Source organism: Bacillus vallismortis (assembly GCF_040784915.1).
Lineage (GTDB): Bacteria > Bacillota > Bacilli > Bacillales > Bacillaceae > Bacillus > Bacillus subtilis_G.
Window position 1 is genome coordinate 2,856,511 of record NZ_CP160797.1, and the last position, 20,417, is coordinate 2,876,927.

Annotated in this window: 16 protein-coding genes and 1 other annotated feature (1 of these 17 running past the window's edge); of the genes, 1 reads left to right on the forward strand and 15 read right to left on the reverse strand. The window is 44.2% G+C overall.

From position 1 onward, the window contains the following. Positions 1-4: 4 nt before the first annotated feature. Both ABZM97_RS14095 and hemA read right to left on the reverse strand, forming a co-directional pair. Complete coding sequence (locus ABZM97_RS14095; protein WP_087992330.1) at positions 5-835, reverse strand: cytochrome c biogenesis protein; 831 nt, start codon at positions 833-835, stop codon at positions 5-7. 7 nt (positions 836-842) lie between these two features. Continuing rightward, positions 843-2,210, reverse strand: a complete 1,368-nt coding sequence (hemA, locus tag ABZM97_RS14100) for a glutamyl-tRNA reductase (protein ID WP_087992331.1) — start codon at positions 2,208-2,210, stop codon at positions 843-845. A 227-nt stretch (positions 2,211-2,437) separates the two neighbouring features. Between hemA and ABZM97_RS14105 the strand changes: the two genes are divergently transcribed. Then, positions 2,438-2,935 carry a hypothetical protein gene (locus ABZM97_RS14105; RefSeq protein WP_087992332.1) on the forward strand — a complete coding sequence of 166 codons (498 nt, stop codon included), beginning with the start codon at positions 2,438-2,440 and terminating at the stop codon, positions 2,933-2,935. Positions 2,936-2,961: 26 nt separating this feature from the next. On the opposite strand, the gene yihA is transcribed toward ABZM97_RS14105, so the two are convergent. The 13 genes from yihA to ilvB all read right to left on the reverse strand — a co-directional run bounded on the left by yihA (position 2,962) and on the right by ilvB (position 20,052). Beyond that, positions 2,962-3,549, reverse strand: a complete 588-nt coding sequence (yihA, locus tag ABZM97_RS14110; RefSeq protein WP_367386890.1) for a ribosome biogenesis GTP-binding protein YihA/YsxC — start codon at positions 3,547-3,549, stop codon at positions 2,962-2,964. Then, complete coding sequence (lon, locus tag ABZM97_RS14115; RefSeq protein WP_087992334.1) at positions 3,546-5,870, reverse strand: endopeptidase La; 2,325 nt, start codon at positions 5,868-5,870, stop codon at positions 3,546-3,548. The genes yihA and lon overlap by 4 nt, the downstream gene beginning before the upstream one ends. Positions 5,871-6,049: 179 nt before the next feature. Then, a complete protein-coding gene (gene lonB, locus ABZM97_RS14120) occupies positions 6,050-7,708 on the reverse strand; it encodes an ATP-dependent protease LonB (RefSeq protein ID WP_367386891.1) in 1,659 nt (552 codons plus the stop codon). A gap of 152 nt (positions 7,709-7,860) precedes the next feature. Next, positions 7,861-9,123, reverse strand: coding sequence for an ATP-dependent protease ATP-binding subunit ClpX (gene clpX / locus ABZM97_RS14125; protein ID WP_087992336.1), 1,263 nt, complete (start codon positions 9,121-9,123; stop codon positions 7,861-7,863). 271 nt (positions 9,124-9,394) lie between these two features. Continuing rightward, positions 9,395-10,669, reverse strand: a complete 1,275-nt coding sequence (gene tig, locus ABZM97_RS14130) for a trigger factor (RefSeq protein WP_087992337.1) — start codon at positions 10,667-10,669, stop codon at positions 9,395-9,397. Positions 10,670-10,895: 226 nt separating this feature from the next. Continuing rightward, complete coding sequence (gene ddcA / locus ABZM97_RS14135) at positions 10,896-11,900, reverse strand: DNA damage checkpoint antagonist DdcA (RefSeq protein WP_367386892.1); 1,005 nt, start codon at positions 11,898-11,900, stop codon at positions 10,896-10,898. 118 nt (positions 11,901-12,018) lie between these two features. Continuing rightward, entirely contained in the window at positions 12,019-12,618 is a 600-nt protein-coding gene (gene leuD / locus ABZM97_RS14140; protein ID WP_367386893.1) for a 3-isopropylmalate dehydratase small subunit, read from the reverse strand. 12 nt (positions 12,619-12,630) lie between these two features. Further along, positions 12,631-14,049 carry a 3-isopropylmalate dehydratase large subunit gene (gene leuC, locus ABZM97_RS14145; RefSeq protein ID WP_087992340.1) on the reverse strand — a complete coding sequence of 473 codons (1,419 nt, stop codon included), beginning with the start codon at positions 14,047-14,049 and terminating at the stop codon, positions 12,631-12,633. A 50-nt stretch (positions 14,050-14,099) separates the two neighbouring features. After that, the gene (gene leuB, locus ABZM97_RS14150) at positions 14,100-15,197 is read right to left on the reverse strand and encodes a 3-isopropylmalate dehydrogenase (protein WP_087992341.1); all 1,098 of its coding nucleotides are present in this window, start codon (positions 15,195-15,197) and stop codon (positions 14,100-14,102) included. A 20-nt stretch (positions 15,198-15,217) separates the two neighbouring features. Then, positions 15,218-16,774 (reverse strand): 2-isopropylmalate synthase, encoded by a 1,557-nt coding sequence (locus tag ABZM97_RS14155; RefSeq protein WP_087992342.1) that lies wholly within the window; start codon positions 16,772-16,774, stop codon positions 15,218-15,220. Continuing rightward, complete coding sequence (gene ilvC / locus ABZM97_RS14160; RefSeq protein WP_087992343.1) at positions 16,761-17,789, reverse strand: ketol-acid reductoisomerase; 1,029 nt, start codon at positions 17,787-17,789, stop codon at positions 16,761-16,763. Before ilvC ends, ABZM97_RS14155 begins: the two co-directional genes overlap by 14 nt. Before the next feature lie 23 nt (positions 17,790-17,812). Next, positions 17,813-18,331 carry an acetolactate synthase small subunit gene (gene ilvN / locus ABZM97_RS14165; protein WP_003222543.1) on the reverse strand — a complete coding sequence of 173 codons (519 nt, stop codon included), beginning with the start codon at positions 18,329-18,331 and terminating at the stop codon, positions 17,813-17,815. Then, positions 18,328-20,052 carry an acetolactate synthase large subunit gene (ilvB, locus tag ABZM97_RS14170; RefSeq protein WP_367386894.1) on the reverse strand — a complete coding sequence of 575 codons (1,725 nt, stop codon included), beginning with the start codon at positions 20,050-20,052 and terminating at the stop codon, positions 18,328-18,330. The genes ilvN and ilvB overlap by 4 nt, the downstream gene beginning before the upstream one ends. Before the next feature lie 121 nt (positions 20,053-20,173). Then, positions 20,174-20,417 (reverse strand) — a binding site (T-box leader); it runs 4 nt beyond the window's last position.

Here is a 20,417-nt window from a genome sequence, read left to right on the forward strand (position 1 = left end):
TCATTTAACTGAACCAATGGAATTGCGACAGGCTTCCAAGCAGGAAATAATTGATCATCAGCACAAGAAAACAAGCCGTATTCCACAGTGCAGCGACCTTTCCTTGCAGCTCTTTAATCAGCCTGATATAAAGATAATAGCTGTACAGCAGCAGGACGACAAACGAACCAAGTACTTTGGCGTCGAACCAATACAGCGTTTCTAGTGAGACATACGCCCAAATGACGCCGAGAATCAAACTCAGCAACAGCATCGGGACCCCGATGACATTCAGAACATACGCCATATAATCAAGCTTAGACAAATCTTCTATTCTCAACAGCCATTTCCCCCATTTTTTCTTTTTCAGCAGACGATATTGAAACAGATATAACACTGAAAAAACGAACGAAAGGGAAAAAGCGCCGTATGAAAGAATCGCCATTGTAATATGAATCACCAATAGCTCGGATACAAGCTGCCCGGAAAAAGCGGCTGACTGCTGCTCTGTCGGTGAAAATGTGTGAATGGCGATCATAGAAAATCCTATTACATTTGTGAAAAACACAATAAAGTCAACTCGTAAAAGCTTTGTCAGTACAAGTGACAGCGTGACAAGAACCCAGGCATAAAAATAAAGCGCCTCCGTCACATTTAATACCGGAAACCGCCCCGTCACCCACATAAAGTAGGCCAAATACACAGTTTGCAGAGTCCAGACAATAGAAAGCAACCAGAAGGCCATTTTTCCAGCCTTCCGGTTGTGTTGAAGAAAATCTATAAAATAAAAGAGTACACTTAATGCGTAAATGACGATTGTCCCCTCATTAAGTCTTGCCATTGCAGTATCAATCATTCAGCTTTCACTCACTTACAAGTGGGGCAAAGCCCGCTTTTGATTCAGCCTTTTTAAAAGAATGGACCTTTTGGCTGCTTTCAACAGTATTCAGCATTTGACGGCCCGCAGCTTCCTCAATGTCAAAAATCTGCATAAACAAGGCCAGCTTTTCTTCAGAATCAGCATCTGCCGCAAGCTCTTTCACCTTTAAGATCGGATCTCGGAGCATTTGGTTAATGATACTTTTGGTATGTTTGTTCAACAGTTTTTTCTCTCTCGTACTCAAGTGAGGCAGCTTCCGCTCGATGCTGTCCATCGTTTCTGACTGGATGGCAAGCGCCTTTTCGCGCAATGCGGAAATAACCGGAACGACACCAAGTGTATTCAGCCATTGTTTAAACTCTACAATGGTTTCTTCAATTAACAGTTCAACTTTTTCAGCGGTTTCTCTGCGCTCTTTCATGTTCGCCTCTACAATGCCTTCCAGATCGTCGATATCATAAAGGAAAACACCTTCTAGATCATTCAGCGCCGGATCAAGATCTCTAGGAACGGCAATGTCCACCATAAACAGCGGACGCCCCTTACGAAACTTATTCGCATTTTCCATCATCTCTTTGGACACGACAAAATCACTTGCACCGGTTGAACTGATTAAAATATCGGCCTCCGCCAGCGCGCTTTCAAGCTGATTTAAGCTTCTCGCCTCACCAGAGAAACGGTCTGCAAGCTCCTTTGCTTTCAAGTACGTTCGGTTAATGACAGTTACCTTGCCAATTCCCTGTCCGTGCAAGTTTTCCGCAGCAAGCTCGCCCATTTTTCCTGCACCAAGAATCAATATGTGCCTGCTTGAAAGGTTTCCGAAGATTTTTTTCGCAAGCTCAACGGCCGCATAGCTAACAGACACTGCATTAGAGCCAATGTCTGTTTCGGCGTGAGTCCGTTTACCCACTGTAACCGCCTGCTTAAACAACTCATTAAAAATCGTGCCGATCGTTTTTTCTTGCTGAGCTGTTTTAAAGCTGTCGCGCACCTGGCCGAGAATTTGCGTTTCACCGATAACCATAGAATCCAATCCGCAGACTACACGGAACAAATGCTCAACAGCCGCATCGCTTTCGTAAAACCTTAAAAACGGTGAAAGGTCTTCTTTGCTTAATTGAAACCAGTCAGCTAAAAACTTCTTTATATAATAACGGCCGGTATGGAGCTGGTCGACGACCGCATAAATTTCAGTGCGGTTGCAGGTTGAGACAATGATGTTTTCAAGAATGCTTTTCTCCGCTTTCAGCTGCACCATCGCTTCTGCCAGCTCTTCCTGCTGAAAGCTTACTTTTTCACGTATCTCAATAGGGGCGGATTTATAATCTACTCCCACAACAAGTATATGCATAGCTTAATTACACCCCCAACACCCAATCTTTATTTATAATCATTCTAACATAGAATTCATTATTTATAATAATTATAACATAGTTTCTTTCGCAAAATGTGAACAGATTTTAAAATTCTTATGCTATATTAGAAAAAGCTTCACGTGCAATAAGCATTCCTATTGACAATACCAAAAACAGCAGAAATTTACTACACATCAGCTCTAAAAATAAGAAGGTGATATGCATGAAACAAAAATCAATTTTATTCCCTTGTCTGCTGCTTGCCGCTTCTGTATATGCATGGCTTGAAAGCGGCCAAGCCGAACTGTTTTCAGGGCAGGATCAATGGCCTGTTCTCCTCATGCTGTTAGGCGCAGCCTTTATATATCAAGGAAAAAAAGAAGCCGTTACACCCCATTTTTTTATCGGTTTGCTTCTTTTGGGGATCGGTTTGCACTTTTTCGCCAAGCCGAAATGGGTATGGTGGCCGGATGATTTTGAAATGCTTCTATTTATGATCGGCTTCTCGCTCTTCGTTTCAGCCGTTCAGAAAAAAGAATATGTATATGAAGCTGTATCAATGATTTGTTTTTCCCTGTTTTTGTACTTTTTCAAACACATTATGGCGTGGCTTGAGTCTGCGCATATTCCGACAGCGCTTCTGAAAGAGTATTGGCCGTTTGTCTTTATTGGAATCAGTTTATTGTTATTATTGATAAAACGAAAAAAATCTATGCGATAAAACAAAAAACCGGCAGAGAAAACTCTCTACCGGTTTATCATTTTTTTGATCGCTCCCCAAGCCTCGTCTTTCCCCTTTTTCGTTTCTGAGGAGTAGAGAATCAGCTCATCTTCGGGATCAATATTTAATGTCTGGCGGACAACTTTTGCGTGTTTGTCCCATTTTCCTTTCGGAATCTTATCCGCCTTTGTAGCGATAATAATAACAGGGACGCCATAATACTTTAAGAATTCATACATCTGCACATCATCATTAGACGGCGCATGCCGCAAATCAACGATCTGCACCACTGCTTTCAATTCCTCGCGTGACGTAATATAAGTTTCAATCATTCTGCCCCAAGCTTCACGCTCAGACTTTGACACTTTGGCAAAACCGTAACCCGGTACATCCACAAAATGCAAAACATCATTGATAATATAAAAATTCAACGTTTGTGTTTTTCCCGGTTTTGATGATGTTCTCGCAAGATTTTTGCGATTGATTAACGAATTGATAAATGACGATTTTCCCACGTTCGATCTTCCGGCCAGTGCAATTTCCGGAAGTCCCCCTCCAGGGTACTGTTCCGGCTTAACCGCACTGATCACGATTTCTGACTTTGTGACTTTCATTTCTTCTCTCCTACTAAGGCATGTTCCAAAACTTCGTCTAAGTGGGACGCCAATATAAATGTCAGGCCCTCTCTGACGCTTTCCGGAATATCCTCTATATCTTTTTCATTCTCTTTAGGCGCAATAATGGTCGTTAATCCCGCTCTATGCGCGCCGAGCGCTTTTTCCTTTAATCCGCCGATTGGAAGCACGCGTCCGCGAAGCGTGATTTCCCCAGTCATGCCGACTTCACGTGAAACTGCCCGTCCAGTTAAAGCAGAAACAAGAGCTGTCGCCATCGTAATCCCGGCTGACGGACCATCTTTAGGCACCGCACCCTCAGGTACATGTATATGAATATCATACTTCTCATGAAAGTCAGGTTCAATGCCAAGTTCTTCTGTTTTTGAACGCACATAGCTGAATGCAGCCTGAGCTGACTCTCTCATGACATCTCCGAGCTTTCCTGTCAGGATCAATTTCCCTTTACCCGGAGAGAGCGATACTTCAATCGACAGCGTATCTCCGCCGACGGTTGTATAAGCAAGCCCTGTAACTACACCTATTTGATCTTCTGTTTCAGCTTGTCCATATCTGAAAATGCGCTTTCCGATAAAGTCCTGAAGGTTCTTCTCAGTAACCGTAATCCGTTTTCGCTCTTCAGCAACAATGGTTCTTGCGGCCTTACGGCAAATCGCGGCAAGCTGGCGTTCAAGGCTTCTCACACCCGCTTCTCTCGTATAGTAGCGGATGATATCGAGAATCGCCTGATCACGTAGCTGCAGGTTGCTTTTCTTAAGCCCGTGTTCCTTGATCTGCTTCGGAAGCAGGTGGTCTTTCACGATTTCGAGTTTTTCTACTTCTGTGTAACCTGCAATATTAATAATTTCCATTCTGTCTCTGAGCGGACCCGGAATCGTCGCCAAATTGTTTGCCGTTGCGATAAACAGCACTTTTGATAAATCAAAGGTTTCTTCAATATAGTGATCACTGAAGGTGCTGTTTTGCTCTGGATCAAGCACTTCAAGCATAGCAGATGACGGGTCGCCTCTGAAATCAGATGACATTTTGTCAATCTCGTCTAATAAGAAGACCGGATTCAGCTTGCCTGCTTTTTTCATTCCTTGAATAATGCGTCCAGGCATTGCTCCGACATAAGTTCGTCTGTGTCCGCGGATCTCTGATTCGTCACGCACTCCGCCGAGTGAAACTCTGACAAATTTCCGCTCCAAGCTTTTTGCAATGGATTTCGCTAAGGACGTTTTCCCGACACCTGGAGGTCCTGCCAAGCAGAGAATCGGGCCTTTTAGGGATTTTGTCAGCTTCTGGACAGCCAAATATTCTAAGATACGCTCTTTCACTTTTTCTAGTCCGTGATGCTCTTCGTCCAAGAGGCGCCCTGCCTCTTTCAGATCAAGCTTATCATCTGTCTCATCCGTCCACGGGAGAGCGATCAGCCAGTCGATATAATTGCGGATCACAGAGCTTTCCGCGGAACTTGACGGAATTTTTTCGTATCTGTTCAATTCCTTTAGCGCGGTTTCCTTCACATGGTCAGGCATGCCAGCTTCTTCGATTTTTTCCGTCAGCGTTTGTACTTCGCCTGTTTTGCCTTCTTTATCGCCAAGCTCTTTTTGGATTGCTTTCATTTGCTCACGCAAGTAGTATTCCTTTTGCGTACGCTCCATCGAACGTTTAACGCGCTGGCCGATTTTTTTCTCGATCTCCAGCACTTCTTTTTCATTATTAATAAAATCAATAACCTTGTTCAGTCTGTCTTTGACGTCAGACGTTTCTAAAATATCCTGCTTATCCTTTAGTTTAAGGGGCAGGTGAGAAGCAACGATGTCTGCCATTCTCCCTGGCTCTTCGATATCTGTAACCGCGGCGTATGTTTCGGCAGAGATTTTTTTAGAAATTTTTATGTACTGATCAAAGTGGTCTAACAAAGTCCGCATCAATGCTTCGTCTTCTGTATCTTTTGATTCATCTTCATGAATCAGCTGAATGTCGACCGACGTGTAATCCTCATACTCATTGTATTTGACGATTTGAGCGCGTTTGAGGCCCTCAACCAACACACGAATCGTACCGTTCGGAAGCTTCAGCATTTGCTTAATTTTTGTATAGGTGCCGACAGTGAAAATCTCGTCTTCACCCGGTTCGTCTATCGAAATATCCTGCTGAGTGGCTAAAAATATCATATGATCATGCATCATTGCCTGTTCAAGGGCTTGAACCGACTTGTCACGTCCTACATCTAAGTGTAAAACCATCGTCGGGTACACTAATAAACCTCTTAAAGGGAGGAGCGGGATGCTGCGTTTTAATTCTTCTGCCATATGACTGACACCTCCGTGACTTTAGTATGAACCATTATAATACAACTTTTTCATCCTTGTACAATAAACGGCATGATTCTATTTTCTATAATACAGTCTCCTCGTAGTATACCCTTTCTTTCCGATATGAAAAAGGAAAAGATGTCCTTCATAGAAAAAACCCTATTTTAAAAATAGGGTCAGACGGATTCTTTATTGATTTGCATATTAAACGGTTTTTGTTCTGTTGGCGGATTCACTAAAATTTCATCAAGCACTTCCTGGAACGTCTTCACTGCAATAATTGTGATTCCGTCAATCTGCTTTAGGATCGTCTGCTGATTTTCATACGGGATGATCACTTTTTTCGCACCGGATTGCTTAGCTGCTTTTATTTTCGGAATCACGCCCCCAATGGGTTTTACAAGACCATTCAGGCTGATTTCGCCCGTCATGGCAACAGTATTGTCAATTGGGATTTTGTGAATCGCCGAGAAAATTCCCGCTGCCATGGCGATGCCTGCCGACGGCCCGTCAATCGGAATCCCTCCTGGGAAATTAACGTGTATATCATAATCAGACGGCTTCATTCCCATTGTCCGGAGGACGGTTAACACGTTTTCAACCGACCCCTTTGCCATGCTTTTTCGCCGGATTGATTTTGATTGGCTGCCGATACTCTCTTCTTCAGCTATTCCTGTGATATTAATGGATCCTTTGTCCTGAGCCGGGCTTACACTCACTTCGATTTCCAGCAGCGATCCGCTATTAGGTCCGTATACTGCAAGCCCATTTACGATGCCGACTTGCGGTTCAGCGCCGATTTTCTGTTCCTGCTTCGGAATAAGCTGGCTGGAATGAATGACCCATTCAATATCCTCAATCGTAATGTCTTTCCGATTCTCCGTTACCGCCATTCCCGCCGCGATTTGAATCATGTTAACGGCTTCCCGCCCGTTTCGCGTAAAGCTGGTCAGCAGATCCAAACCTTCAGCAGAAATGTTTTTTTCAATTTTATCCGCTGCCGTTTTGGCAACTGTTTTCAATTCATCCTTTTCAAGCTCACGGAAAAATACCTCTAAACAGCGGGATCGGATAGCTGGCGGAATTTCGTTCGGCATTCTTGTCGTTGCGCCAATCAGGCGAAAATCAGCCGGCAGCCCATTTTGAAAAATGTCGTGAATATGATTCGGGATTTGTGTGTTTTCCTCGCTGTAATACGCGCTGTCTAAAAAGACTTTTCTGTCCTCAAGCACCTTCAGCATTTTATTCATTTGAATAGGATGCAACTCACCTATTTCATCAATAAACAGCACACCGCCATGGGCATGGGTAACAGCACCCTGCTTCGGCTGCGGAATTCCCGCCTGTCCCATCGCTCCTGCCCCTTGGTATATGGGATCATGGACAGAGCCGATGAGCGGATCGGCAATTCCTCTTTCATCAAAACGAGCTGTTGTCGCATCGAGTTCCACAAATACAGCCTGCTCTTTAAACGGCGATTGTTTATGTTTTTTCGCTTCTTCTAACACAAGCCGTGCAGCAGCTGTTTTTCCGACGCCCGGAGGCCCATAGACAATGACATGCTGAGGATTGGGCCCGCACAAAGCGGCCTTTAATGCTTTAATGCCGTCTTCCTGCCCAACGATATCTTGAAAGCTTTTGGGGCGGACCTTTTCAGATAATGGCTCGGACAAGCTGATGGCACGCATTTTCCGAAGCTGCTCCATTTCCTTCTTCGATTCCTTATCTATCGTGACCTTTTGTGTCCTTTGATTTTTAAGCAAATTCCAAAAATACAAACCGATGATGATCCCAAAAAACAGCTGAATAAATAACGCGATCCCTGTCCAACTCATGATGGTCCCTCCTGAAAAACAATTTATGTATCCAATTCATTCCTCTGAATGCTAGTATCTCCCACAGAAGACGGGAATAAACGTTTTTCCGGAAGAGTTTGCACGACAAAAAACCTCCTGAATGTCACCACTCAGGAGGTTTGTGCTTATCTTTATGCAGATGTTTTATCTTGGCTTACCTCAGTGCCGTCTTTTAATAAGAGGCGGGGAAGCTCTCCGTGTGTCACAGTTGCCCCGGTAATCACACATTTTTCAATGTCATCACGAGAAGGCAGATCAAACATCACATCAAGCATGATGCCCTCAATGATAGAACGGAGTCCGCGCGCTCCAGTCTTACGTTCAATTGCTTTTTTAGCAATTTCAGAAAGCGCTCCTTCTTCAAACTCAAGCTCAACATTGTCAAGCTCAAGCATTTTCTTGAATTGCTTAACAAGAGCATTTTTCGGTTTTGTTAAAATCGCAACCAATGCTTCTTCGTCAAGCTTTTCAAGGCTCGCAATAACCGGAAGACGTCCGATAAATTCAGGAATTAACCCGAAGCGGAGCAAGTCTTCAGGAAGCACTTTTGAAAGAAGATCTTCTTTCTCAAGATCAGCAGCTTTATTGTCCCCACCGAATCCAATCACTTTTTGACCTAAACGGCGTTTGATGATTTGCTCGATACCATCGAAAGCACCGCCGCAAATGAACAAAATGTTTGTTGTGTCAATTTGAATGAATTCTTGATGAGGGTGCTTACGTCCTCCTTGAGGCGGCACGCTTGCCACTGTACCCTCAAGAATTTTAAGCAATGCCTGCTGTACTCCTTCACCTGACACGTCACGTGTAATAGACGGGTTTTCTGATTTTCTTGCCACTTTATCGATTTCATCAATATAAATAATGCCCTTTTCGGCTTTTTCTACATCATAATCAGCAGCTTGGATGAGCTTCAAGAGAATATTCTCTACATCTTCACCCACATATCCAGCTTCAGTCAAAGACGTAGCGTCCGCAATCGCAAACGGCACATTTAAAATGCGGGCCAATGTTTGCGCCAGAAGGGTTTTACCGCTTCCTGTAGGACCGATTAATGAAATATTACTTTTTGAAAGCTCAACATCATCAACTTTACTGTTGGAGTTAATGCGCTTATAGTGGTTATACACAGCAACAGCGAGTGATTTCTTCGCTTGATCCTGTCCGATGACATATTCATTCAGAATTTCGCGAATTTCCTGAGGCTTCGGTACGTCTTTAAATTCTACTTCTTCTTCAGTTCCGAGTTCTTCCTCCACAATTTCAGTGCAGAGTTCGATACATTCGTCACATATATATACACCAGGTCCGGCTACAAGCTTACGAACCTGATCTTGTGTTTTTCCACAAAACGAGCATTTTAATTGTCCTTTTTCCTCGTTAAATTTAAACATTCTTTCACCCCTTAATCTTGTCTCACTTTTTCTTTTACCGGCAGAGCAAAAGAAAATGATTCTTGAAACGAACGAGTATGTATTGCATTTTACCATACTTTCCAAAAAGACGGTAACAATGTGTTTCTGACTTGCACATTCTATATGTATGACAAAAAACAGCCCTGCATTAACTATCTTGCCCCAAGAAAAAGAGATATATCATAATTGTACAAAACAAGGCACGAATGATTCGCGCCCTGTTTTATTATTACTATTATTATGCACCATATTAACGGTTTTCTACAAGAAAATCAATTGCTTTGCGAACTTTTAAATCTTCTTTCATCGCGTCAGTAGAACCGATGGCTTGTTTAATATTTTCAACAGGCATGTTGTATGCTTCAGCCATTTTAGAAAGCTCAGCATCAACTTCCTCATCTGATACTTCAAGGTTTTCCGCTTTCGCAATCCCCTCAAGAGTCAGGTTAGATTTAACGCGTTTTTCAGCATCTTCTTTCATTTGCTCTTTTAACGCAGCTTCATCTTGGCCAGAGAATTGAGTGTAAAGCTCAAGGTTCATGCCTTGCATTTGCAGACGCTGTTCAAATTCCTTCAGCATGCGGTCAAGCTCAGTGTCGACCATTGCTTGCGGTACATCGATTTCAGCATTCTCAGAAGCTTTCAGAACAAGCTCTTCACGCAATTTAGCGTCAGCTTCGTTTTCTTTCGCTTCTTCTAAACGTTTCTTTGTTTTTTCAGTTAATTCAGCAAGTGTTTCCACTTCTTCATCGATATCTTTTGCGAATTCATCGTCAAGCTCAGGAAGCTCTTTCGCTTTGATTTCGTGAATTTTCACTTTGAACACAGCTGGTTTGCCAGCAAGCTCTTCAGCGTGATACTCTTCAGGGAATGTCACTTCAACATCCTTCTCAGCGCCTGCTTCAAGGCCGACTACCTGCTCTTCGAAGCCAGGGATGAATGAACCAGAACCTACTTCAAGAGAGTAGTTTTCTGCTTTTCCACCTTCGAACGCTTCGCCGTCAACGAAACCTTCGAAATCAAGAACAACTGTGTTTCCTTCTTCAACAGCGCCTTCTTCTTTTACAACAAGCTCCGCTTGACGCTCTTGAAGCGCTTTTAGTTCATTTTGAACATCTTCATCAGTTACAGTTGCATCGTCTTTTTCAACGCCTAAGCCTTTGTATTCGCCAAGCTTCACTTCAGGTTTCACTGTTACTTTCGCTGTGAAGATTAAGCTTTCGCCTTTTTCGATTTTTTCAACATCGATTTCAGGACGGTCTACAGGCTCGATTCCAGCTTCTTCAACCGCTTTAGGGTATTCTACAGGAAGAAGAATATCCAAAGCATCTTGGTAAAGAGCTTCTACGCCAAAGCGCTGTTCGAATAATCCGCGAGGAATTTTTCCTTTACGGAATCCAGGAATTGAAACTTGTTTTACTACTTTTTTAAATGCATCATCAAGTGCTGTTTTAAACGTTTCAGCATCAACTTCAACCGTTAAAACGCCTTCGTTGCCTTCTTGTTTTTCCCATTTTACAGACATGTATTTCCCTCCAAAAATCTATTCAGGTTGTGTCGGTCTTCCATTCTAAAGCAATCATTCGGCTTCGTCCAACAAAAACAAAGCTGCCAAAGATTAGAATCATTATGTATAGATGTTAATAATGAACTCAAAGCCTGTCCAACCGTATTTCTTATAACCCGTTATACACAAATACAACCATTATATTATAACATAACACATACCGCTTTCAACTATATGGCGCGATTTACAAATAAGAAATTTCTTCAATATCTTTTATCATCGTGCACGCTTCATCGAGTTCTCTGTCGGTAAACTCATACATCATATGAAGTTCTTCTCTTTCAATTTCAATCCCATGCATCTCGTAACCGACTTTATGCAGGGCAGCCGCCCAAAGGTCTGCCGAAAGCAATTTCGGCTGGAACGGATATAAAACATATAAATGTCTTCTCCACAGTTCTTCAACTGCCGCATATAAGGTTGGATTTTCATTTCCAAGTGTCTCATCCAGCACCCGAAGAACACGGTGTAAAATCGGTGCGGCATCAGGCGGGACAATCTCAGACGGTTCAATGGTCAGCGACTCGCCAAATTTAGTAATGTGCACGGGTTTGCTATACTGATGCTCAGCCAACAGCATGACGATCATCGTTTTGATATTCGGGTGAGCTGAGGGGTCTTGAAGGATTGTTTTGAGCAGACCTGTATACTTCGCTACATTCCGGTCTTTTAAAGAATGAATTAAATTCATTTGCTCCTCAGGGCTTGCCAGCACTTTCTCCGTGTCAATTGTATCCTCATATTCCTCGGCCCAAGCCTCGTCTTCACGTTCCGGATCGGTCATTTTACGGCTGAAATCAAGCAGCTTATAAAATTGTTCGGCACTTTCCGCAGGCAGCTGGTTTTCTTCCAAAACAGCTTCAATCGTGCTTTTGACTTCTTCGTATTTTTTGAGCTGAATTAAGATGGTCATGTACACCTGTAAAACCGTAAAATAATGGCCGTAACCTTCTTTTAGCATCTTCTCGCATACGCTTTCTGCCTCTTCCAATTCGCCCAGCTCTAAAAAGCAGATGGCCATCCCTAAGTGAAGATCGGATTCAGTATCATCATATTTCATCGCTTCTGAAAACAGATCAAGCGCTTCTTGATACTTTTTTTCCTTCAGTGATGACATCCCTTTTTCCACAAGACGGTCTTTCAGATGAGGAAAAGGAATAATTTTTGCGTTTTTCTTGTCATGCGTCATACCTATATTCCTTTCAGGCATTTATTTTGTTCAAGTGTATCAACACCTGCGAACAAAAACAAGGAATGAAAGGTTTCGCCAGGCTAAAAAAGCCGCCGGACAAATGCCGGCAGCTTTTTCAGGCTTGAAGCCAAGAGCTTCTTTGTGATTCAAACTGCTTGATTTCATCTTCCAGCAAAAGCGTTAATGAAATTTCATCATAGCCGTTGATGAGCATCTCTTTCCAATGCGGATCAACATCGAATGAAATTTGATTGCCTTCACTATCACGAATAAGCTGATTTTCAAGGTCAACAGTCATTTGCAATGACTGGTTTTCATACTGACCGACAAGCGTTCTCCAATTGTCATATGGCATACGAATCGGCAGCATACCGTTTTTAAAGCAGTTCTGGTGGAAAATATCAGCAAATGACGGCGCGATAATGATTTTAAACCCATAGTCATCAAGCGCCCATGGAGCGTGTTCACGTGATGAACCGCACCCGAAGTTTTCTCCTGCTATTAAAATGGAAGCCCCTTGATAAGCAGGCTGATTTAATTCAAATTCAGGGTTCGGTTCACCTTTCGCATCATATCTCCAATCAAAGAATGCAAATCGGCCGTAGCCTGTTCTTTCAATTCTCTTCAAAAATTGCTTAGGAATAATCTGGTCTGTGTCAACATTGATTCGATTTAATACGGCCGCTTTCCCCGTATGTGTTTTCAAAGGTTCCATCTCGCGCACTCCTTACACAACTGTTTTTTCCTGATAAAACTTTCTGACATCAACGAAGTGTCCGTGAATGGCAGCCATCGCAGCCATTGCCGGGCTGACGAGATGTGTTCTTGCACCTTTTCCTTGTCTGCCCTCGAAGTTGCGGTTAGAGGTTGACGCACAGCGCTCTCCCTCAGGAACAACGTCATTATTCATGCTTAAACACATACTGCAGCCTGACTCTCTCCATTCAAATCCAGCTTCCAAGAAAATCTGGTCAAGCCCTTCTTTTTCAGCCTGAAGCTTTACGCTTTGAGATCCGGGAACGACGATGGCTCTTACGCTGTCAGCTACCTTCTTCCCTTTGATCATATCAGCAGCCTGGCGAAGGTCAGTCATGCGGGAATTTGTGCAGGAACCGATAAATACGTGATCCACTTTGATGTCTTCAATATTCTGATGGGGGGTCAGCCCCATATATTCATAAGCACGAATCGCTTCTTTTTTGTCATCTTCTGCGGAAAAGCTTTCCGGCGCAGGAACTTCAGAATCGACAGGAAGAACCATTCCCGGGTTGATGCCCCATGTCACCATAGGAGAAATTTTGTTGCCGTCAAAGACGATAGATTTATCGTAAACAGCGCCAGAATCTGTGCGCAGCGCCTTCCATTCCTCTACGGCCTTGTCAAATTCTTCGCCTTTTGGCGTGTATTTGCGGTTTTGGCAATATTCGAATGTCACTTCGTCAGGTGCAATCAACCCTGCTCTTGCCCCTGCTTCAATTGACATGTTACACACGGTCATTCGTTCATCCATCGTCATATTTCTGAATACTTCCCCAGTGTATTCAATGACGTAGCCAGTGCCGAATTTCACCCCGTATTTACCAATGACAGCAAGAATGACATCCTTTGCCGTTACCCCTTTTTGAAGCGTTCCGTCTACGCGCACTTCAAGTGTTTTCGGACGCTGCTGCCAAAGTGTCTGTGTGGAAAGGACATGCTCAACTTCACTTGTCCCGATCCCGAATGCAAGGGCGCCGAATGCGCCATGGGTTGATGTATGGCTGTCGCCGCATACGATCGTTTTCCCCGGAAGCGTTAAGCCCAGTTCAGGACCGACGACATGGACAATCCCTTGATCCACACTGTGAAGATCGGCAAGGCGCACGCCAAATTCTTCACAGTTTCGTTCAAGCGCCGTCACTTGGCGTTTCGCCACTTCATCCTTTATCTCAAAACGATTGACGGTCGGAATGTTGTGGTCCATTGTCGCAAATGTGTTTTCGGGTCTTCTGACCTTTCTTCCCTTTTGTCTCAACCCTTCAAATGCCTGAGGAGACGTCACCTCATGAATAAGATGCAAATCAATATAGAGTAGATCCGGTTTCCCCTCACCATGTTTGACAATATGCTGATCCCAAATCTTTTCGATGATTGTTCGAGGCATCATCTTTTATTTCCTCCCTCTACCTATGAACTAAGACCGCTTAACGTAAGCTGTCACACATTAGAAATTGTATTTTCACTCATAATTAATGTCTTAACTTCCTTTGTAATGGCCTGAGTGCTGCTGAACTCTTCGCCTCGTGCCAAGTCTCTTGTTCTTTTTCCGGAAGCCAAGACTTTATTAACCGCATCTTCTACAGCTTTCGCTTCCTCTTCAAGCCCGAAAGATGTCCTCAAAAGCATTGCCGCTGACAATATGGCCGCGAACGGATTTGCCATCCCTTTACCGGCTATGTCAGGCGCGGAACCATGAACAGGCTCAAACAGATGAAGACCTGAACTTGACAGGCTGGCTGACGGGAGCATTCCGAGTGAGCCTGTAAGCATGGACGCTTCATCGCTTAAAATATCGCCGAACATGTTTTCAGTCACCACGACATCAAATTGATTCGGTGCATAAATCAGCTGCATGGCCGCGTTATCCACAAGCATGTGCTCCAGCTTCACATCAGGAAAGTCTTTTGCAACGTCCTCTGCCACTTCACGCCACAGCCTGCTTGATTCAAGAACGTTCGCTTTATCAACAGAGGTCACTTTGCCTTTTCTGGCCGCCGCCATTTTAAAGCCCTCTCTGATCACGCGCTCAATTTCCGTCCGCTTATAAAACAGCGTGTCTACAGCTTCCTGCTCACCTTCAGTGTTTACATAGCGTTTGCTCGGCTGGCCGAAATACAAGCCGCCTGTCAGCTCACGGACGATAACGAAATCAACGTTATCAATATATTCTTTTTTCAAAGGTGAAGCGTCAGAAAGGCTTTCGAACACCTTCACAGGCCGCAAATTCGCAAACAAATCTAGCTGTTTTCTGATGCTGAGCAGCCCTTTTTCCGGTCTCAGCTCCGAAGGATTTTGATCCCATTTCGGTCCGCCCACAGCGCCAAGCAATATAGCGTCCGCATTTTTACAAGCCGAAACGGTTTCCTCCGGGAGGGGGTTGTTATGTTCATCAATCGCCGCCCCTCCGATCAGGCCATATTCAAATTCAAAATCATGTTTAAAGCGTTCGGCAACACTTTTCAGTACGTCTGTCGCTGATTCTAATACCTCAGGGCCGATCCCGTCTCCGGGCAATAGAGCAATACGTTTCTTCAAGTTAACCGTTCTCCTTTCTTTTATGACCCGACAGCTGTATGGTTTTTAAGTCCGCTCATATTCGACTGGAAAACCAATTGACGGTTGACTGCGTTCAAATAGGCTTTCGCTGAAGCTTCTAATACGTCTTGCGCTATGCCCCGCCCTGCTGATTCTTTTCCGTTCAATAAAACTCTTACATACACCTGGGCAAATGCGTCTTCGCCTTTTCGATTGGACTGAATGCGGTAGTCCAAGAGCTCCACGTCTTTATCGATGCAGCGCTCAAGCGTGTTGTAGATCGCTTCCACGCTTCCTGCTCCAGTTGCCGCTTCCTGAATAAGCTCTGCGTTTTCTTGATTTTTCAAAGAAAGTGTAGCCGTAGGCACCTGGCTTGTTCCGTAATGCACTTGTAAGGAAAGAAATTCATACCCAATCTTGCGGTCTGTTACTTTTTCTTCTAAAATAAGAGAAACAAGATCCTCATCAGTGATTTCTTTTTTCTTCTCAGTCAACTCTTTGAACATCGCAAAGAATTTATTAATCTCTTCACTATCAAATTGGAATCCTAAAGCAGTCAGCCGGTCTTTAAATGCGTGGCGTCCGGAATGTTTACCCAGGACAAGCGCATCAGCTGTTACACCGACAAGCTCCGGTGAAATAATTTCATAAGTCGATTTTTCTTTTAAGAAGCCGTCCTGATGGATGCCTGATTCATGAGCAAATGCATTATCGCCCACAACCGCTTTATTGCGCGGAACAGCCATACCTGTCAGCTTGCTTACTAAATCGCTTGTTCGCTTAATCTCGTTCAATGTAATGCCTGTTTCAACTTGATAGAAATCTTTTCTGACATGGAGGGCAACGGCAATCTCCTCTAATGCCGCGTTTCCGGCTCTTTCACCGATCCCATTCACAGCGCATTCGATTTGATCAGCGCCATTTTCAATCGCAGCAAGAGAGTTTGCGACTGCCATCCCCAAATCATCATGACAGTGGGCTGAAAGCTTTGCTTGATGAATGTTCGAAACGTTTTCCTTCATATATTTAAAGATATTTCCGTATTCCGCTGGAGCCAGGTAGCCAACCGTATCTGGAAGATTGATAACACTGGCGCCTGCGTCAATGACTTTCTCGACGATTTCCGCTAAAAACGGCAGTTCAGTCCGGCAGGCATCTTCAGCTGACCATTGCACAACCGGAAAACGCTCTTTTGCGTATTTCACCATTTCAACCGCTCTTTCGATGACTTGCTCACGAGTCATTTTCAGCTTGTGTTTCAAGTGAATGTCCGATGTGGCGATAAATACGTGAACTCTCGGGTAAGCACCGTCCTTTAACGCTTCCCAAGCAGCATCAATATCACCTTTTACACAACGGGCAAGACCAGTCACTGAACAATTTTTAATGGTTCTTGCAATTTCCTGAACAGCTAAAAAGTCACCTCGGGACGAAGCGGGAAACCCCGCTTCAATGATATCTGCCCCGAGTCTTTCGAGCTGCTTTGCTATGGCAAGTTTCTCCTGTGTATTTAAGTTCACGCCAGGGGACTGTTCACCATCACGAAGCGTCGTGTCGAAAAAATTAATTTTGCGCAACGGAGACCACCGCTTCCTTCTTCTTGCCTTGTTTCACAAACGGCATCATTTCACGAAGCTTTCTTCCCACCACTTCAATTTGATGTTCGTTTTCGCTCGCATTGATCGCGTTGAAACGAGGACGGTTTACTTGGTTTTCGACGATCCACTCTTTTGCGAATGTCCCGTTTTGGATATCTTTTAATACTTCTTTCATAGATTCTTTTACTTTAGCGTCCACAACGCGCGGCCCTGATACGAAATCTCCCCACTGTGCTGTGTCAGAGATTGAATATCTCATGCCTTCAAGTCCTTCTTCGTACATAAGGTCTACGATTAATTTCAACTCGTGCAGACACTCGAAGTACGCAAGTTCAGGCTGGTAACCTGCTTCAGTTAATGTTTCAAATCCAGCTTTTACAAGCGCGCTTAATCCTCCGCAAAGAACTGCTTGCTCACCGAACAAATCTGTTTCTGTTTCTTCTTTAAATGTCGTTTCCAAAACGCCCGCTCTAGCGCCGCCGATTCCTTTTGCATACGCAAGGGCTTTGTCTCTTGCTTCTCCAGTCACATCTTGGTAAATCGCGAACAATGCCGGCACGCCAGCTCCTTGCTCATATGTTCTTCTTACCAAGTGTCCCGGACCTTTAGGCGCTACCAAGAATACATCTACATCCGCAGGAGGAACAATTTGATGGAAATGAACGTTAAATCCGTGAGCGAACACCAATGATTTTCCAGCTGTCAATTCATCTTTGATTTCAGCTTCGTATACTTTTTGCTGCTGTTCATCCGGAAGCAGAACCATGATGATTTCAGCTTGGGCTGCCGCTTCTTTTACTGAAAATACTTTATGTCCGTCTTCTTGAGCTTGCGTGAAAGATTTCCCTTGTCTAACACCGACGATCACGTCAACTCCGCTTTCTTTAAGGTTCAGGGCATGCGCGTGACCCTGCGAACCGTACCCGATAACCGCTACTGTTCTCCCACTCAATACGTTTTCTTTGATATCACCGTTATAATATACTTTTACCATTTCAATCTCTCCCTTGTTATGTTTTATACAATAGATATTGTTTTATTGGATGACGCCTTCTGCTGGGTTCCCCTCGCAAAAGCCGTTGTACCTGTTCTCGCGATTTCTTTAATGCCATAAGGTTTTAACAATTCAATAAGCGCTTCAATTTTGTTAGATTCGCCTGTCACCTGAACAACGATGCTGTCTCTGCTGACATCAACGACAGAGGCTCTGAACGGTTCTATAATTCCATTAATCTCTGATCTCGTTGACGGTGCGGAAACGACCTTGATTAAGGCCAGCTCCCTTTGGACAATCGATTGATTCGTGATGTCTGTGACTTTCAGGACATCAATCTGTTTGTTGAGCTGTTTTGTCAGCTGTTCAACATCATTTTCTCCTTCTACGTGAACGACAAAGGTGATTCTGGAAACGCCGGTTGTTTCTGTGTGGCCAACTGTAATGCTTTCAATGTTGTAATGTCTTTTTGTAAATAGACCGGTGATCCGGTTTAATACGCCGGAACGATTCACCACAGTCAAAGTGATAATTCTTTTCAAGGTTTCACCCCCACCATTTCATGCAGCCCTTTCCCCGGAGCCACCATCGGGAATACTTTTTCTTCTCTGGCAACCCGCACGTCAATGACAACCGGCTCTTTTGATCTTAATGCCTCTTCCAGCTTTTCTTTCGCTTCCGCATCCGATGAAATTCTGATGCCTTTAATGCCGTATGCTTCTGACAATTTGACGAAGTCAGGCTGAGAAGCAAATTTAGATTCTGAATAGCGTTCTTCATAGAAAATTTCCTGCCACTGTCTGACCATTCCGAGACAAGCGTTATTTAAAATGATGACTTTGACCGGAAGATTCAATTCGCGAATGACATCGAGTTCTTGGAGCGTCATTTGAAAACCGCCGTCCCCGAGAACCGCCACTACAGTAGCATCTTTATCCGCCAGCTGTGCGCCAATCGCTGCCGGAAGGCCGAATCCCATCGTTCCAAGTCCGCCTGATGTGACCCATTTATCTGCTTTTTGGAACGGATAGAATTGCGCTGACCACATTTGATGCTGGCCGACATCCGTTGCGACTATAGCCTCGCCATTTGTAAATTGATGAATATATTCAATTAATTTCTGTGGTTTAAAGCCTTCTTCTTCATTATCTACATACCAGAGCGGGTACTCTTCTTTCCATTCGGCGAGCTGTTTTTTCCATTCGCCTGAATCACTTTGTCTGCCGTCTTGTTTGATCAGCTCCTGCAGGACAATTTTGCTGTCTCCGACTACAGGAATCTGTGTTTTCATGATTTTTCCGATTTCAGCCGGATCAATATCGATGTGGGCAATCTTTGCGTTTTTTGCAAAGTGCTTCAGGTTTCCTGTGACGCGGTCATCAAAACGGGCACCGATACTGATTAAAAGATCACAATCATGAAGGGCCATATTGGCTGTATACGTTCCGTGCATTCCCGCCATCCCCAAGAAAAGCGAGTGATCAGCCGGGAAGCCTCCGAGCCCCAAAAGGGTGTGTGCCACTGGGATTTGCTGCTGTTCTGCATAATTTTTTAATTCTTCTGACGCTTTTCCGTGCAGTACGCCCGCCCCCGCCAGGATCACCGGTTTCTTTGCGCCGCTTACGGCTTCCACAAGCTTGCGGACCTGCAAATAATTCGGCTCGATAGTCGGCTGGTATCCCGGGAGATTCATCTCATGATCATAGCTGAATTCTCCTTCAATTGTTGCTACATCTTTCGGAATATCAATCAATACAGGGCCGGGTCTTCCAGTTGTTGCAATATGGAACGCTTCTTTAATGATGCGCGGCAGATCTTCCGGCTGGCGAACCTGATAGCTGTGTTTTGTCACCGGCATGGTAATTCCTAAAATGTCCGCTTCCTGAAATGCATCGCTCCCGATAACGGATGTGGCTACCTGCCCTGTAAAGACGACTAATGGCAATGAATCAATCATGGCATCCGCCAGGCCTGTAACAAGGTTTGTCGCTCCCGGGCCTGACGTGGCAATGACGACACCCGGTTTTCCGGAGACTCTTGCGTATCCTTCCGCTGCATGGATCGCACCTTGTTCGTGACGGGGAAGGATATGTACCAACCCTGAATTGTAAAGCTTATCGTAGATCGGAAGCACAGCCCCGCCCGGATAACCGAATATCATGTCTACTTTCTCTTTTTTCAATGATTCAATCAGCATTAATGCTCCGCTCATCGTCTGTGTACATTTGGCAGACGCCGAATCCACCTGTACATTAGTCCCCATTTTAGTTCCTCCTTTTGGATTTTCATCCTCTAAAGATCAATCGTTTTATTAGTTTGATAGCTGACTATTCAATAAAAAGAGCCTTTCCACCCACAATCAGCCGCGCAGTGATGCGATAGCTAAAAGGGGCGAAAAGGCTCTTCTTTCCGCGGTACCACCCTTGTTTACGGCCTATTGAATCAGCCGTCTCATGGATATTTCTATCCGCTTTAATAACGAGTGAATCAAGTTCACCCGGCCAAGTCCTACTATGGTTTCAGACTGGCACTCTGAGGCGAGTTCACCTTGTAAAGCTTTGCCGGTTCTCAGCTAACCCGGTTCTCTGTGGAAAGCTTTATCAAGGCTACTTATCCTCATCTGCGCTT